Source organism: Levilactobacillus tongjiangensis, assembly GCF_003946345.1.
GTDB lineage: Bacteria > Bacillota > Bacilli > Lactobacillales > Lactobacillaceae > Levilactobacillus > Levilactobacillus tongjiangensis.
This window is the reverse complement of sequence record NZ_RHNY01000030.1, coordinates 1-14,612: the sequence shown is the minus strand read 5'-3', so window position 1 is coordinate 14,612 and position 14,612 is coordinate 1. Positions and strand designations below refer to the sequence as shown.

Here is a 14,612-nt window from a genome sequence, read left to right as displayed (position 1 = left end):
ACTGATTAAAGAAACTAATAGTGAACAAACGATTTTTAAGGGTAGCGAATTGGCAGAACGGTTAGCGGATATTCGAAACGACTTATTAACCCAGCAATTATTGACGTTTACCAAGCGGCCATATACCAGCTGGCAGTTAGTTAATCAGCAGGTCCAAACAATTAAGAAGCAATTAACCACGGTACTAGCCAAACATGGTCACCAGTTAGACGATTTGAAGCCTACTGATCGGGGCATACTAGCCGCTTATCAACCAAGCGAACTCGAATTCATTTCTAAAGCGGTGAAAGATTTACGGGTCATGCGGGAAGTTAAAGCCGTGGTGCAAACCCAATACGACAGCATTCTAACGACTGCTTTTCCGGACAGTGACCTCGATAAGCTAGAGACGATTGACAAGGAGCAAATCTATACCGCTGTGGTTTACTATGACCCAGAATTAAAGCCATTAAGCGCCGATGATCTTAGTCAATTGCAACAGCAGCCACCGGTAGTCTTTACTAGTCAGCAACATCAAGCCGGTTTAAATTACCTGTTAGGTAAAATGGAATTAAAAGATATTCAGGATCATCGACTGCAACGGGTCTTAAAACATGATGGCACCCGGCAACTGTTTATTGGCGAATGTGGCCAAGATCCTAAGTTGGATCACCAACAAATTGAAATGGTGCAAACCCGTTTGAAACAACAGACAATGCGCTTTGATCAATATAAGCGAGCTCAAGTTAAGGACTATCAGGCCATTAATTACCACCCAACTAGCCCGAAAAATTACCTGATGAATATTTTGGACGAAGCCTTAATGACCACTTTATATGCGAAAAATACAGACTATCTAAGAAAACAGCAACTACGTGGACTAAAGGAGACCGAGTGGGAAATGACGAAAAAGCAACGGCAACACCAAACTCGAAACCGGCATGAAGATGGGGGCATGCACTTGTAATCTAAATGTAAAATTAAAAGTGCACCAACGTGCTCATTTAATGGTACAATGAACCCATAATATAGGGAAAGGAGTATTCACATGTGACAAAGAAACAGGAATGGTTTAGCTTAGCTCAAGCTAGTCTCAAGCTTGAACGAGGTAGTACGTACGTGAGTGTTTGGTTAAGACGGCACCCTAACGAGTTGCCAAGTGAAATGCTCATGGAAACGGGCAAAGTTAAATTAATATCTGAAGATGGCATTGAATGGATTAAAAACCACATAAAAAAAGAGGGCGTCCTCGTAAGCAGTGAAGTTGCTAACGGGGATCAGCACCTGGAAGTTACGATTCTAGGTGTCACCCTCCTAACAATCCATTTTACCGGGCGGGTTAGGGGAAAGCTAGTTGTTTAGCGTCCCTAACGCGCTTTTTTTGAGGAGGTGATCCAATGAAAGCAGAAAGCTGGCAAGGCATTAATGGCAAGTTAGTTCATGATGATCAAAAGGCGATTGTAGTCGATGATGATCAAAAATTAACCGATCAAAAACAGCTACAAGCAATTTTAGATCAAGATGGTCAGCCAATCGATGAAGTTCGCCGAGCAATGATTAAGAAGACGGTTAAACGTCAGCTAAAAACTCCGCCATTAAAACTTAGGGGCTGGTTTAATCGCCATCAAGACAGTCAAAATGCTAAAAAGACCGAAAAGTTGGTAAGTGATAAACCGACCCATCAATATAAGCAGATCAAAAACGAAATGACCTTTTTTGGTGAGAGCTTCTTAGAAGGTTTCTTAGGCTTCTATGGCTTAGAAGTTGATAACGCCTTAGGCCGTTATGAACATAATGTGCATGTCTTAGAGACCCAAGAGCTAAGTCAGTCAGAAAAGGAGTATTACTTAGCCACGAGTGAAAATGGCCGCGTTAATTTAGCTACTGACCCATTACCAAGCCAGCAAATTGCCGAGGAACAATTGGATAAATTCTATCAGCGTGAGCCAGAAGAAACGCAGGCAGAATCGGTTCAATTACGGTCACAGGAAGACGGAAAGGAGGAATAACATGAAGTTCAACAAAGTAAAAGCGTTAGCAACTACTGGAGCCACCACAATTTACTTGGGATTGATGAACGCTCAGGTCGTCTTTGCCGCAGACGGTGGCGAAGTTAAAAGTAAGCTAACCAGCGCTGGGAAGACGATTCAAGGTATTTTAACCGGGTTGGTCGTTTTAGTCGGGATTTGTGTCGCACTATTTATTATTATCAAAAGAATGCCTGACGCAGACGATCCGCGAGAAAAGTCCGAAGTCTATCATGCGGTTGGACGAGTTGCCGGCTTAGTTGCCCTAGCAGCTGCAATTATCTGGCTATTACCTTGGGTTTACAGTCTATTCACTTAATTTAAAAAGGAGCCTGCCAAATGAAGAAAGGAAAAGAATTTATCTTCCCAGAAAACGTTGATAAAGATTACGGGATCTGGAAAGACTACACCTTGAAGGATTTTGGCATAGCGGGACTGGCAGGACTAGTGGGCTTAATTTTTATTGCGATCCCACCCTATGGGTTGATTTTAGTCCTGATAAAAATAGTGATTGTTGTCTTAGCCATGACGATTGTCATGGCTATTTTAACAATTAGGCCAGTTGCGGCGCGGAAGAATATTAAAGTGCGGGATAACTTTAAGTTGAAACGTCGCTATGCCAATGGTCAGAAACTGTTTTATTTACAACCGAAGAAGCGAGGTGAACTAAATGCGTTTGAAGAAGAGCAAAATCGCCAATAAATCAGCGGAACTCGACTGGGATTACCAACCGCCTAAAATCAATGGTGGCAAAGAGACCATTGATGACATGAGCTTGGTGGTGGGTATGTATGGTAATTACGAAGTTACCAAAACGGGTAATCTCGTTGGCATTTTGGAAGTTAGTGGGATCAACCTTGATCTACTTAATGAAACCGAACAACAGGACGTTTTTGAGGACTATGGCGCGTTTCTCATGAGTACCTTAGGTGAAGGCGTTGATGACACATTACAGTTCTTAGAACCAACAATACCTGTCAATATGACGGCTTATCTCAATGGTCTCAAAAGGCGGTATCTCGCACTACAAAAAGATCACCCCGAGCAACAGTTCAAAATTCAATTAATTGCCAGTTATTTGGACCACTTTACTAAAGTCCAGGAATCCAAAAACATGACGACGAAGCAACATCTGCTAATCGTTAAGGTGCCAATTAAGGACAAAAGTGTTAAGAGCTTAAACCTAGCGGTCACTCATTTAGACGAAAAGATCGAACAGGTTAAACGGGATATTGAAAATGCGTTAACGGACTTTGATGTGACGGCCAAAGTTTTGACTAGTCAGGAAGTCCAAGAGATTTTAAAGAACTTGATCAATTTTAATGGATAGGAGGCAACAGCATGAGTTTTGGTGATAAGGTCATTGATTTATTTATGCCAACTAAAAAAGAAAGTAATCAAGGCAACAGCGGCCAAACGGGTAGTAAGCCCAAACTGGAGGTTGAAGACTTTACCAAGCTGATTGATCGCGATAGCTTGCATTCACTATTCCCGTTCAGCTGGGAACAGTACCCCACCTATGTTCAATCGGGTGAGAACTTTATTCGAGTGTTAGCGATTGCTGACTATCCCAAACGAGTGTACGGCAACTGGTTGTCAGAATTGAAGCGCAAAAAAGGCGTTATCGATATTGTGCAATATATCGACAGCGCCAGTAACAATTCAATGATTACCTATTACAAGAAGACGATTCAAAATAAGGAAGCGCAGAAGCTCAATACGTTCGACCCGTATAAAAAGAAGATTCTGCAAAATTATATTGATTCAGCCAACATGCAACTAGATAAATACCTCGATAATTCTACCACATTTGTGTACCAACATATGCTCATTTATCTGCGGGCCAACAGTTTAGCGGAATTAGATGACTTAACCGAAAACGTTAAAAATACGCTGATTAAGCTACAAATGAAGCCCCTCGTGCCTGTTAAGGCCACCTTCCAAGCTTTTTGGTCAACCATGCCAATTAACGAGAACCTGATGGGGGATTACACCTATAAAGAAAGTAATACCGAAGTAGCCAGCAGTATGTTTCCCTTTGATGACGCCGAGATTTTGGACTTAAAGCCCAGGAGCGATATTGAAGGAGTTAACAAAGACACTAACAGTTTAATTGCCGTGGATATGTTGGACCGCAACAAGACCCTGAACCAAAATCAAGTGATTATCGGAACTTCCGGGGTCGGCAAGACGACCTATATGATCCAGAAAATCTTACGCTATGCCATTCAAGACTATCAAATCTACATTATTGATCCGGAAAATGAATATACCAAGATTGTTGAAGCATTGGGTGGGGCAGTCTTGCACTTAACTTCTAATGCGAAGTACAAAATTAACCCGCTACAAATCTTTTCCGAGGAAATCTTAAGCGCCGATGAAACGGTCACAAACCTTGATTTACTAGTCAAAGATAAAATCCAGCGATTAAAGGGATTATTTGAAGTCCTTAAAACCGGGATTACCCAAGTTGAGCTGGCAATCCTTGATGATGTCGTTAAACAAGCTTACGTCAACAGTGGCGTTTTGAAATATAGCCGCTTAAAAGAGGTTAAAGACGATCAATGGCCGACTTTGTCGAATGTCTATGACGAGTTGGAAAAACTGGCTGATAAGGACGCTGATAAATTTAGTCGGGTAAAAGACTTTTACTACATCTTAGGCAGTTATACCCATGGTTCTAACAGCCTATTTGACGGGCATACCAACGTAAACCTAAAGGGGAAGATCATTTCTTTTGATCTAAAACCACTACAAAGTGAACAGGAAGTCCAATCAGCGGCTTATCTGAATACCTTCCAGTATTTGTGGGACGAAATCACCAAAGATCGGCATAGCCGCAAGAAATTGTTTGTTGATGAATTTCACTTTTTAACCTTACACAAAGCGGCTGCCACCTTTTTCCATCAAGCCTACAAACGGTTTAGAAAATACAATGCCGGGGCGATTGCCGGAACGCAGCAAATTCAAGATGTGATCGAAGGCACAACGGACACCGGTCAAAATATTGGTGAAGCCATCATCGGGAACTCCTATACCAAAGTGTTCTTTGGCCTTGACGGTAAAGGCGTTGATGATGTGATTACGAAACTACGCATGACGTTCTCGGATAAGGAAAAGAAGTTACTAGAACGCCGTAGACAAGGTGAAGCCCTGATGATCTATGGTAGCCAACGCGCTTTTATGCGGGTGGAGCTAACCGAAGAAGAATTGCGGTTAATCGACCCAGAAGCTTACCAAGAAAAATACAACCGTGAGACCACCGGACAACCGGATTATCAAAAGCGTGTGATCCTGACACCAAGTGAAATTGACGCCTTGACTACCACCGAAGAGGAAGGAGGGACTTTAAATGAGTAAAGCAAACCAGCTATTGAATATTGAGGTTGGCACGTTCAAACGACAAGGGAACAAGTTAATCCTTGAACTCAATCACAATCAATTTCGATACGACCAATTAAGTGAGCTAAACGAATTAAAGCAAGTTGATCCCAATTTCTTGCAGTTGGTTAACGTGGTTGAGCAAGACCAGAAGGTCGTTTTGACTTATACCTTGCCAGATAAGGTCAAATCACTAAAGGAATTACCCCATGAAAATAAGGCGATCCGGTCAGCGATTGCTAATGAAATCATGAGCCAGGACGTGGTCACGGATAGTCAATACCATATTGCGTTGAACCCAGCCAATCTATGGTATTACCCAATGCAACACGTTTGGTACGCTTATCGCGCCAATGAACTCATGCCTTATGATGATAAGCACAGCAACTTAGCTAAGTACAAGGCTTTAATCCTATTTTGTTTAACGGGGACGCCATATGAACGGCTATTGAGCAACCCTAAAGAAGCCCTAGCCAAACACCCTGACGAGTATTTACAACAAGTGGCTAAAGCCACGTCGTTAGCCGAATTAAAAGAAGTGGTTAACGGCATTGAGGATTTTGTCAGTTACCACGAATGGCAAGCAGTTGAACAGAACCAGCAGAAAAACAAGCAACGTTTTTGGTTAAGTGTGACTGGGATTGCGATTGTGGCTGTGGTTGCTATCGGTTTAGTTCACAAAAATGATGAACGGAAGTATCAGAGCCTAGCTAATCAGAATCAAGCCCAGGTCACGCGATTAAGATATAGCGGGAAAATTCAAACGGCTTTAAATGATCAGAAGTGGTCAGAAGCCCAAAAAGCCATGAAAAAGGCCGGATACAGTTCAAACAAGCAAGCCCAAACATTCCTAAAGCATAAACAATACCAGCAAGCCTTAAAGGTTGATCCAAGTCAGTTAAACAAGGTTGTCAACACGGCTTATGCCAACCAAGATAGTAGCCAAGTGGCCGATTGGCAGTTACCAAGCAGTGCAACAAGTAAACAAAAAGACCAATTATCGCTAGAAAAGGCCATCGTCAACTACGATACCAATACGTTGAATAACCAATTATCCTTTGCCACTAATGGAGACGTGCTATTGAGAATCGGACAAGCTTTTGTAGCCCATAACGATACGCAAGACGCCCAGACCGTCCAAACCAAGTTAGCCGGCGTAAACAGTCCTAAAGCTAAGTATTTAAAAGCGCTGTTAAGCCTCAATTCCGCTAAGAACGAAGTTAGCGATGCGCAAAAGAAATTAGACGACGCCAACAAGATTGACGGCGGCAAAGATAAGGATAAAGACAAGAAGGTGGATTCGGCTAAGTCGGACTTAAAGAATGCGCAAAGCGATCAATCAGCAGCGCAAAAACAGGTCGATCAAGCCAAGCAAAAAGTGGGTGATTAAATGCAGGTACTGTCGTTTGAATATAAGAAAAAGAAGTGGAAGTTGATTGCTTATATTGTGGGCGGCGCCATTCTGCTAATCATCTTGCTAATTGCGGCAGTCACTGGTCAATTGCAAGAAAACAGCTGCGATGATTCGACTACCGCAACCCAGACCCAGCTCGATAGCAAGGACATGACGTCCAATGCTAAAAATATCTATGCGCATTGGAAACAGAAGTATGGCGCAACCCCACAAGCGGCCGCCGGTATTTTGGGGGTGTTACAACTAGAAAGTCGGCTTGATCCACAATCTGTTAATTCAAGTTCCGGTGCCACGGGCTTAGCCCAATGGTTAGATGGCCGAAAAGATAAACTGGAAGACTTAGCTCACAAAGAAAACAAACCAGCCACAAATCTCGGAGTGCAATTAGATTATCTCGACCAAGAATTGAACAGTAGTTACTATGCGTCAAATAAGAAGATATTCAAATACACGGACGTGCACAAAGCGACCAAGGACTGGTTGATGGATTTCGAGGGTATGAGCAAAAACCCGGAACAATGGTATCTAAGCCAAAGATACGGCTATGCCGATCACTGGTATTCAGTGTTTGGTGCCAGTGATCCAGTATCTAGTAATACGCTCGATAATGCTAGTACCGGCGACATTAACCAACTTGGTTGTAGCAGTGATCCGAGTTACTCCGGCGGTAGTATCGTCAAAAACGCGGAAAGCATGAAGGGGGACTTCTACTATGTGCAAACGCACCCCAGTCTTGATCTAGGTAGCGATTTAAAGAATCCCAATAAAACTGGTGGCACGGATTGTTCCGGCTTTGTCTGGTTAGCCTTGAATAAGGCTGGTTACAAGGTACCGGCCAACATGGGTTGGTTTACCGGCACAATGGCCAGTGACGCCAAAGGCAGTCATCAATATCTTAAACAAATCAGTGAAAATGACGCGAAAGCCGGCGATATTGTGATTGTCAATCAAGGCGCCGGCGCGGGAAACAACGGCCATACGGCCATTCTGTTAGGCAAATGGCAAGGCAAAGCCACCAAGATTATTGAGCAAGGTGGGACAGGTGACAAGATTAATGAAAGCACCTTTGGCACCGCCTTTTATAGCTTACTAAGTGGTAGTGATGTGACGTTAGCCCGGCCGATCAAGAAGTAAGGAGGATAAATAAATGAAGCGGAGCATGGTTTTAAGTGTTGCGATTGGTAGCTTGATCTTAGTTCTGTCATTAGGGGCGAATGCCTATCAACATAGCCAAGTTAAACAGGCGCAACAGCAGATCACGCGCATACAACAACAGAAGCGACAAGTTAGTCAGCAATTGGCTAAAACCAACCAACAAAAGCAGTTATTGAGCACCCAAATTGACAGTTATAAGACCTACCAAAATAATAAAGACAAAAGTTCGGCTGAACTTAGCTTTAATACGGTGGTCACCAAGTTCTTTGATGTCATGAATAACTTTAAGCCCAAGACCTACGGTCAGCGTAAAGATGGCGTTAAAAACTTGATTTCCGACAAGTTATATCAGCAATACTTTTCCAATAAAGGGACTTATGGCGATAGCAATAGTGTTTCAGCCAAGTTAAACCAACTGAATCTGTATACACAAAGTAAGCAGGGGCAAAACATGAAAGGCTTGGCGGTTGTTAGTTACCAAAGTAAGAGTGGCGACAACGACTGGCAAAAGGCGACGGTACTTTACCAGGTGACCTTCGATACCACCACGAATCGAATCACCGCGGTACAAAATTTAGGTAGTAGCTTTAAAGCCAGTGACCTTAATTAAACGGGTTAGCAAAGTCCTAGCGGTAATCGTGGTGGTTTTAGCCGTTAGTAGCTTTGCTAATCATCAATACGTGAATCACGTGGAAAAACAGCGATCAATCGTGACGTTAGCTAAGCACCCTAAAAAAGTGTTGTTCTTCTATCGCGATGATTGCCCGGATTGTCAATCCATTTTTCACCGAATCTATTGGCACAACGCAATTAGTCATAACATTGTGTTTATCAACATGAATCAGCCGCAGAATCGCCATTACATTCAGAAGTATCAACTAACGTCGGTGCCAACCTTGATCCATTGCAAGCAACGGTACACCGGAACCAACCAACAAAAGATTAAACAGATCGTAGGTGATTAGATGAAAAGTAAACTCTTAAATGCCATTAAAGCAAGCTGGCCGTATTTACTAACGCTAATCATTGGCTTGTATTTAGCGGAGATTTTAGCTGGCTCTGTCATGGCCTTGTCCCGTTATAAGCTAACCTTTGCGGATCATATGCCAACCGTATTAAAACAATTAGCTTTACACCCTTGGCACTATTACAACTTATATTTAGGCCAAAAGAACCCGGTACTAATTATTGTCAGTGTCGCCGTGATCCTATACACCATCTATTTTGCTTTGAAACGAAACAGCAAACATAAAGCGTGGGAAACTGCGGACACTGAAACTCACGGGAGTGCGACCTGGGGTGATCTAAAAGAATTGAGTAACCATTACTTTAGTATCAATGCCAAAGACCTGACAACAGCGTTTAACAACAGTACCAAGGCAGCAGTTCTCAAATCATTAGTCGACCGTGAGAAATCATCGAAGGGGGCAGATTAACATGAATGGCACAATTTTAGGAATCGTGGATAAGCAGGCTGTTTATCAGAACAACTCAACCAAACCCAACCGGAATATTTTTGTGGTCGGGGGTCCCGGTTCGTATAAGACCCAATCAGTCGTGATTACCAACCTGTTTAACGAAACGGAGAACAGTATTGTCGTCACCGATCCGAAAGGTGAATTATACGAAAAAACGGCCGGGGTTAAGTTAGCCCAAGGTTATCAAGTGCATGTCGTCAACTTTGCCAACATGACGCACAGTGACCGCTATAATCCCTTTGATTATATTCAACGGGATATTCAAGCCGAAACCGTCGCCACTAAGATCGTCCAAAGTGAGAATGCGGAAGGTAAGAAAGACGTGTGGTTCAGTACCCAACGGCAACTTTTGAAGGCACTAATTCTGTTTGTCATGAACCACCGGTCGCCAGAGCAACGGAACTTGGCGGGCGTAACCCAAGTCTTACAGGAAAATGATGTGGAAGCCGAAGAAAAGGGCACAGATAGTCCGTTAGATACCTTGTTCCTGGATTTGAAAATGTCCGATCCAGCGAGACGTGCTTATGAATTAGGTTTTAAAAAGGCGAAAGGGGAAATGAAAGCCAGTATTATTGAGAGCTTGCTGGCAACCATTTCGAAGTTTGTCGATCAAGAAGTGGCCGACTTTACCAGCTTTTCAGATTTTGATTTAAAAGAGATTGGCAATACTAAGGTTGTCCTATACGTGATTATTCCGGTGATGGATAACACTTACGAAAGCTTCATCAATCTGTTTTTCTCACAATTGTTTGATGAATTATACAAATTAGCTGCCGATCATCACGCTAAATTACCCCATCAAGTCGATTTTATCCTTGATGAATTTGTTAATTTAGGGAAGTTTCCGAAGTATGAAGAGTTCCTGGCAACTTGCCGGGGGTACGGTATTGGTGTGACGACCATTTGCCAGACCTTAACCCAGCTGCAAGCCTTGTACGGCAAGGATAAAGCCGAAAGTATCTTAGGGAATCACGCCGTTAAAATCTGCTTGAATGCGGCTAACGACGTGACCGCTAAATACTTTAGTGATTTGTTAGGTAAATCAACCGTTAAAGTCGAAACGGGAAGTGAGAGTACCAGTCATAGCAACGAAGAGAGCCATAGCAAAAGCGATAGTTACAGCTATACGAGCCGTTCGCTCATGACGCCCGACGAAATCATGCGTATGCCCGAAGATCGGAGTTTATTAATCTTTAGTAATGCGCGGCCGGTCAAAGCTACAAAAGCGTTCCAATTTAAACTATTTCCTGGCGCCGATCATTTGGTTAACTTGTCACAGAACGAGTATCAAGGCCAACCAGAAGCCAGTCAAGAAACTAATTTTAAAAACAAGGTAGATAAGTGGAATCAGACAGTTAAAGCACAGCACCAAGCCAAAAAAGCCGATCAGACAACTGATGATGAGGAAGACAAATTGCAGGACAACATCGATCAAGAATTAGAGACTAGACATAAGAAAATGCTGGGATAAGGATTATAGAGGGAGAGTAACTTATGAAATCATATAGGAAATATATAATCGCTGTAATGACAGTATTGCTGATTGCGGTTGGCCTAACTGCTTGTGGAAAGTCAACTGCACAAGATCTCCAGAGTCATCAATGGACGTTTGACTCTAGCAAAGGTGATGGTTTAGCCGCAACTGCCAAGTTTACTAAAAGCAATCTAACGCTAACCGAGGCTGGGTTTAGTGAAGTTTACACGTACGAGCTAACTAACAGTGGCAGAAATGAACAAATAAAATTTATTGGTAAGAATAGCGTTTCTGGAAAACAAGAGACTCGCTTATTTAAAATGGCAAACAAAATTAATTGTGATATTATGATCATGTAGCATATATTGATTGTTTTAACATCGATTTTATGTGTTGAGGAGGCTTTTTATGAAAAAACGAAAAATAACAGTTTTAAGCAGTTTTTGCTTGTTCGTAATAGGAATCAGCCTCATGTTTTTACTTCCAAGTACAGTGCTCGCAAAGTCAGAAGGAAAAGTGGTGAATGTAAAATTAACCACCGCATTAAAATTGCTCAAACAAAAGAAAAGAAAGATAACGTATGTCCTCTATGCTTCTAGATACTGCATTCATTGTCAAAAAATGAAAAAGATTTACCGACAAGCTATTGCTAAGCATCCTAACAAGGAAATCTTTAAAGTCGATTTAGCTAACGAACCTAATTCTAGCTATAAAAAATTAAAGGGACTGCATGTAAATGCTATACCAACTTTAATAAAATACAATGGCACCCATGAGGTTACACGTTTAGTTGGAGAATCCAAAATTTCAGTAGTAGACAAGTTCTTACAATAAGGGTTCCTTAAAAATTAGAGGAGTTGTTGATTATGAGTAAGGCAAAACATTTTAAAAAAATATTTATCGGACTACTAATGTGCTCAGTTACTGTATTACTTGGCTCGTTCTTATTCCCAATTAATGGTTCGGCTAAAACTAGAGTTGGATCTTATTACCATAATTTAAATACAGAGCTTAAATATTCAAACTTGAGTGCAAAGGTTTCGTCTTTGAGCTCAAGCAATGCACAGCAAGATGTTTCTAATTTAAATAAAAGTGAGAAAATAAATAACTATTTAAATAATATAAAAAAACGTGGTTATACCAATGACCAAGACGCAGTCACACCATATAATTATCGTGCAACATCCTCAGTAGATCCTTCTATATCAACGGATGTTGTTTATAATGTTTACAAAAATAATGACAAAAATACTACAATATTAACTCAAACGGTTGTTGATAAGAGCAATAATAAGGTTGTAAGCTTCTCTGCTGAGCAAGGTACTACTAAGAGCACATCACCAAAAACCGAATTTTCCGCCTCAAACAATGAACTGAATCAAATTAATATTCTGGCGAAAAAAAAGACAAAGCATTTTAAATTTCATGGCAAAGAATTTTCATGCGGTATGGCTGGTGTGTTAGCTTGTGGTTCCTATTGTGCAGTTTGGGCTGCCGTAAATGGCATCGCAGGTTTAGCTTGCGCTGTCGTGTGTGGCGCTGCATCAGAAGGTGCATGTGCAATGAATCATTAATAAGAGGCAATTTTTATGAAAAAATATGAGAAAAATTTACTCTTTTACACGACTAAAAGTTTACCCATTTCGGGAATAATTGTTTCTGCAGGTGCTCTATTATATTTTGTTATTTATCAAAATAACTATACATGCGCAGCTGTTTTATATTCATTTATTCCGTTAATTGGCACTGTTCTAATTGCATTACCTTTCTGGATCCTTGTATATCGAATTAAGAAAGGTAATTCTCATTGATAAATAAAACCTATCTAAAGATAAATTACAAGTTCTAATGCTACACTTCAAGAAATTAAAGATGATTTATAAAAAAGTTCCAATGTAGACTTTTACATTGTCCGCAAGATAAAAGTCTACATTGGAACTATGTTAACTTTTAAAGTTTACCTGCGTGCTTTGAAAAAATACCCAATATTTGAATGTCTTGCTATGCGTTTTCCTATCTATCCGATTTATCAACAAATTCCATTATTTTAATCGCAATCACGGTTGGCAATCCGATCACTAACAGCTCGATACAAATCACCAAAAAGCTAGTAAGTATCGCCCCAATACATCTAACGGCGCCCCAACCCGTTAATTCAGGGTGCCAAGTGTCCCAAATCGACTTAAGGCCGGATCCGTGCAGCACCATCGGTACAATAACCCACATTAATAGCCCCAAGGTCGCCAGCAGCGTGATAATCCCCATCACCATAACAATAATGGTAATTGTCCGTTGTAAGGTACTCTTTTCAAGTTGGATGTAAGCTGATTCCTGAGACAACTTTTAAGAGAGCGTATAATGAATAAATCGTCTCTCAAAAGGAAGGAATTTTTACATGCCAACTCGTTACGACAAAGAATTCAAACAAAACATCATCAACCTATATAAACAAGGCGAATCAGCCGCCCAACTGGCCAGAGAATATGGCATTGGCTATTCAACCGTTCATAAGTGGATCCAGGGCCAAGCCAAAACTCAATCCGGTAAATCGCCAGACGAAATTAAAGCGATGGAAAAGCGGCTGGCTTCCCTGTCTGAGGAGAACGAAATCCTAAAAAAAGCCCTCGGCTTCCTTGCGCAGAGATAACCGATATCTTTGATTATATCCAACAAGAAAGCCAAAATTACCAGGTAACTAAGATGTGGCGAGTCATCGGGGTTTCAAGAGCGCATTACTATCGCTATAAAGCCCACAGGCCCTCAAAAAGAAGTCTGGAAGACAAAGATCTGAAACAGCTTTTAGAAAAGGCCATTAGGGTATACCCTATTGGCCTTTTTTGATTCTGTGCTATACTAGGAATTACAAATGTTCATTAGAACTGTCCAAAAGGAAGTGCTGACAATGGCTAAAATTGGTTATGCTCGTGTGAGTTCCAAAGAGCAACATTTAGATCGACAGATAGCGGCCTTAAAAGGCGTTGATAAATTATTTACGGATAAATTAAGTGGAGCTAACACTAATCGGCCAGAACTGCAAAAAATGCTGGCCTATATTCGTGAGGGTGATATTGTAATGGTCACTGAATTAGATCGCTTAGGCAGAAACAACCATGATTTGACTAAGATCATGAACTCCATTCAAAATAAGGGTGCCACCCTAGATGTGTTGAATTTACCGTCCATGACAGGGATTGCTGACCCAAATTTACGTCAACTGATGACCAACTTGATTATTGAACTCTATAAGTATCAGGCCGAAAGTGAACGTAAGCGAATCATTGAGCGCCAGCAACAAGGGATTGTCTTAGCTAAGCAGCAGGGTAAATATCATGGGCGCAAACCCCAATACACCCAAGACGATCCCCGCTTGCAACACGCTTTTAAGCTTTATCAAACGGGTATGAGTGATGTAGATGTTGCCCGTAATACAGGGATTAAACGGACGACCTTTATCAGATATCGAAAGAAATTCAATATACAAAGATGATGTTTACATGAGAGAATCATAGCAGAGCGGACCACTTGAAATTTCTAACTCCACTAAAATCCGAGAAATGACCAAGAAAAATGACAACTCTTCGAATATTGTTACTTCAAATTAAAATCAAAAATGATTACCTTAAAAATTGACCTCGATTTAAAATTGAAGTGCAACACCTGCTCTACTAGACCAGTTCTTTATTCAGACTAGTCAAAAAGGCCAT

General features: G+C 41.3%; 17 protein-coding genes and 1 pseudogene. All 18 read left to right on the top strand.

The genetic code is table 11. The features are described 5' to 3' along the window. Positions 1-946, top strand: a pseudogene (locus EKM75_RS12275) (MobQ family relaxase); the annotation flags it as partial. Positions 947-1,029: 83 nt separating this feature from the next. Then, positions 1,030-1,341, top strand: coding sequence for a hypothetical protein (locus EKM75_RS12270; RefSeq protein ID WP_008212308.1), 312 nt, complete (start codon positions 1,030-1,032; stop codon positions 1,339-1,341). Positions 1,342-1,376: 35 nt separating this feature from the next. Continuing rightward, positions 1,377-1,988, top strand: a complete 612-nt coding sequence (locus tag EKM75_RS12265; protein ID WP_125688736.1) for a hypothetical protein — start codon at positions 1,377-1,379, stop codon at positions 1,986-1,988. Between the two features lies 1 nt (position 1,989). Continuing rightward, positions 1,990-2,325: a CagC family type IV secretion system protein gene (locus EKM75_RS12260; protein ID WP_125688734.1), complete on the top strand. Its 336-nt coding sequence runs from the start codon at positions 1,990-1,992 to the stop codon at positions 2,323-2,325. A 20-nt stretch (positions 2,326-2,345) separates the two neighbouring features. After that, the gene (locus tag EKM75_RS12255; RefSeq protein WP_125694901.1) at positions 2,346-2,708 is read left to right on the top strand and encodes a conjugal transfer protein; all 363 of its coding nucleotides are present in this window, start codon (positions 2,346-2,348) and stop codon (positions 2,706-2,708) included. After that, the gene (gene trsD / locus EKM75_RS12250; RefSeq protein WP_125694899.1) at positions 2,677-3,336 is read left to right on the top strand and encodes a TrsD/TraD family conjugative transfer protein; all 660 of its coding nucleotides are present in this window, start codon (positions 2,677-2,679) and stop codon (positions 3,334-3,336) included. Before EKM75_RS12255 ends, trsD begins: the two co-directional genes overlap by 32 nt. Positions 3,337-3,347: 11 nt before the next feature. Then, on the top strand, positions 3,348-5,366 hold the full coding sequence (locus EKM75_RS12245) for a VirB4 family type IV secretion system protein (RefSeq protein ID WP_125688727.1): 2,019 nt from the start codon (positions 3,348-3,350) through the stop codon (positions 5,364-5,366). Then, complete coding sequence (locus EKM75_RS12240; RefSeq protein WP_125688725.1) at positions 5,359-6,777, top strand: type VII secretion protein EssB/YukC; 1,419 nt, start codon at positions 5,359-5,361, stop codon at positions 6,775-6,777. The genes EKM75_RS12245 and EKM75_RS12240 overlap by 8 nt, the downstream gene beginning before the upstream one ends. Beyond that, positions 6,778-7,935 (top strand): phage tail tip lysozyme, encoded by a 1,158-nt coding sequence (locus EKM75_RS12235; RefSeq protein ID WP_125688723.1) that lies wholly within the window; start codon positions 6,778-6,780, stop codon positions 7,933-7,935. A gap of 13 nt (positions 7,936-7,948) precedes the next feature. Next, entirely contained in the window at positions 7,949-8,566 is a 618-nt protein-coding gene (locus tag EKM75_RS12230) for a hypothetical protein (RefSeq protein WP_125688721.1), read from the top strand. Further along, positions 8,553-8,921: a thioredoxin family protein gene (locus EKM75_RS12225; RefSeq protein WP_125688719.1), complete on the top strand. Its 369-nt coding sequence runs from the start codon at positions 8,553-8,555 to the stop codon at positions 8,919-8,921. Before EKM75_RS12230 ends, EKM75_RS12225 begins: the two co-directional genes overlap by 14 nt. Next, a complete protein-coding gene (locus EKM75_RS12220) occupies positions 8,922-9,392 on the top strand; it encodes a hypothetical protein (protein WP_057784762.1) in 471 nt (156 codons plus the stop codon). Between the two features lies 1 nt (position 9,393). After that, complete coding sequence (locus tag EKM75_RS12215; RefSeq protein ID WP_125688717.1) at positions 9,394-10,905, top strand: VirD4-like conjugal transfer protein, CD1115 family; 1,512 nt, start codon at positions 9,394-9,396, stop codon at positions 10,903-10,905. Positions 10,906-10,928: 23 nt separating this feature from the next. Continuing rightward, complete coding sequence (locus EKM75_RS12210; protein WP_057784760.1) at positions 10,929-11,267, top strand: hypothetical protein; 339 nt, start codon at positions 10,929-10,931, stop codon at positions 11,265-11,267. Positions 11,268-11,316: 49 nt separating this feature from the next. After that, positions 11,317-11,742, top strand: a complete 426-nt coding sequence (locus tag EKM75_RS12205; protein ID WP_034529862.1) for a thioredoxin family protein — start codon at positions 11,317-11,319, stop codon at positions 11,740-11,742. A 32-nt stretch (positions 11,743-11,774) separates the two neighbouring features. Continuing rightward, entirely contained in the window at positions 11,775-12,482 is a 708-nt protein-coding gene (locus tag EKM75_RS12200; RefSeq protein ID WP_034529865.1) for a putative immunity/bacteriocin fusion bifunctional protein, read from the top strand. Between the two features lie 821 nt (positions 12,483-13,303). After that, positions 13,304-13,555 (top strand): transposase, encoded by a 252-nt coding sequence (locus EKM75_RS13035; protein ID WP_089109983.1) that lies wholly within the window; start codon positions 13,304-13,306, stop codon positions 13,553-13,555. 255 nt (positions 13,556-13,810) lie between these two features. Beyond that, positions 13,811-14,395 (top strand): recombinase family protein, encoded by a 585-nt coding sequence (locus EKM75_RS12185; protein WP_125694897.1) that lies wholly within the window; start codon positions 13,811-13,813, stop codon positions 14,393-14,395. Positions 14,396-14,612: the final 217 nt, after the last annotated feature.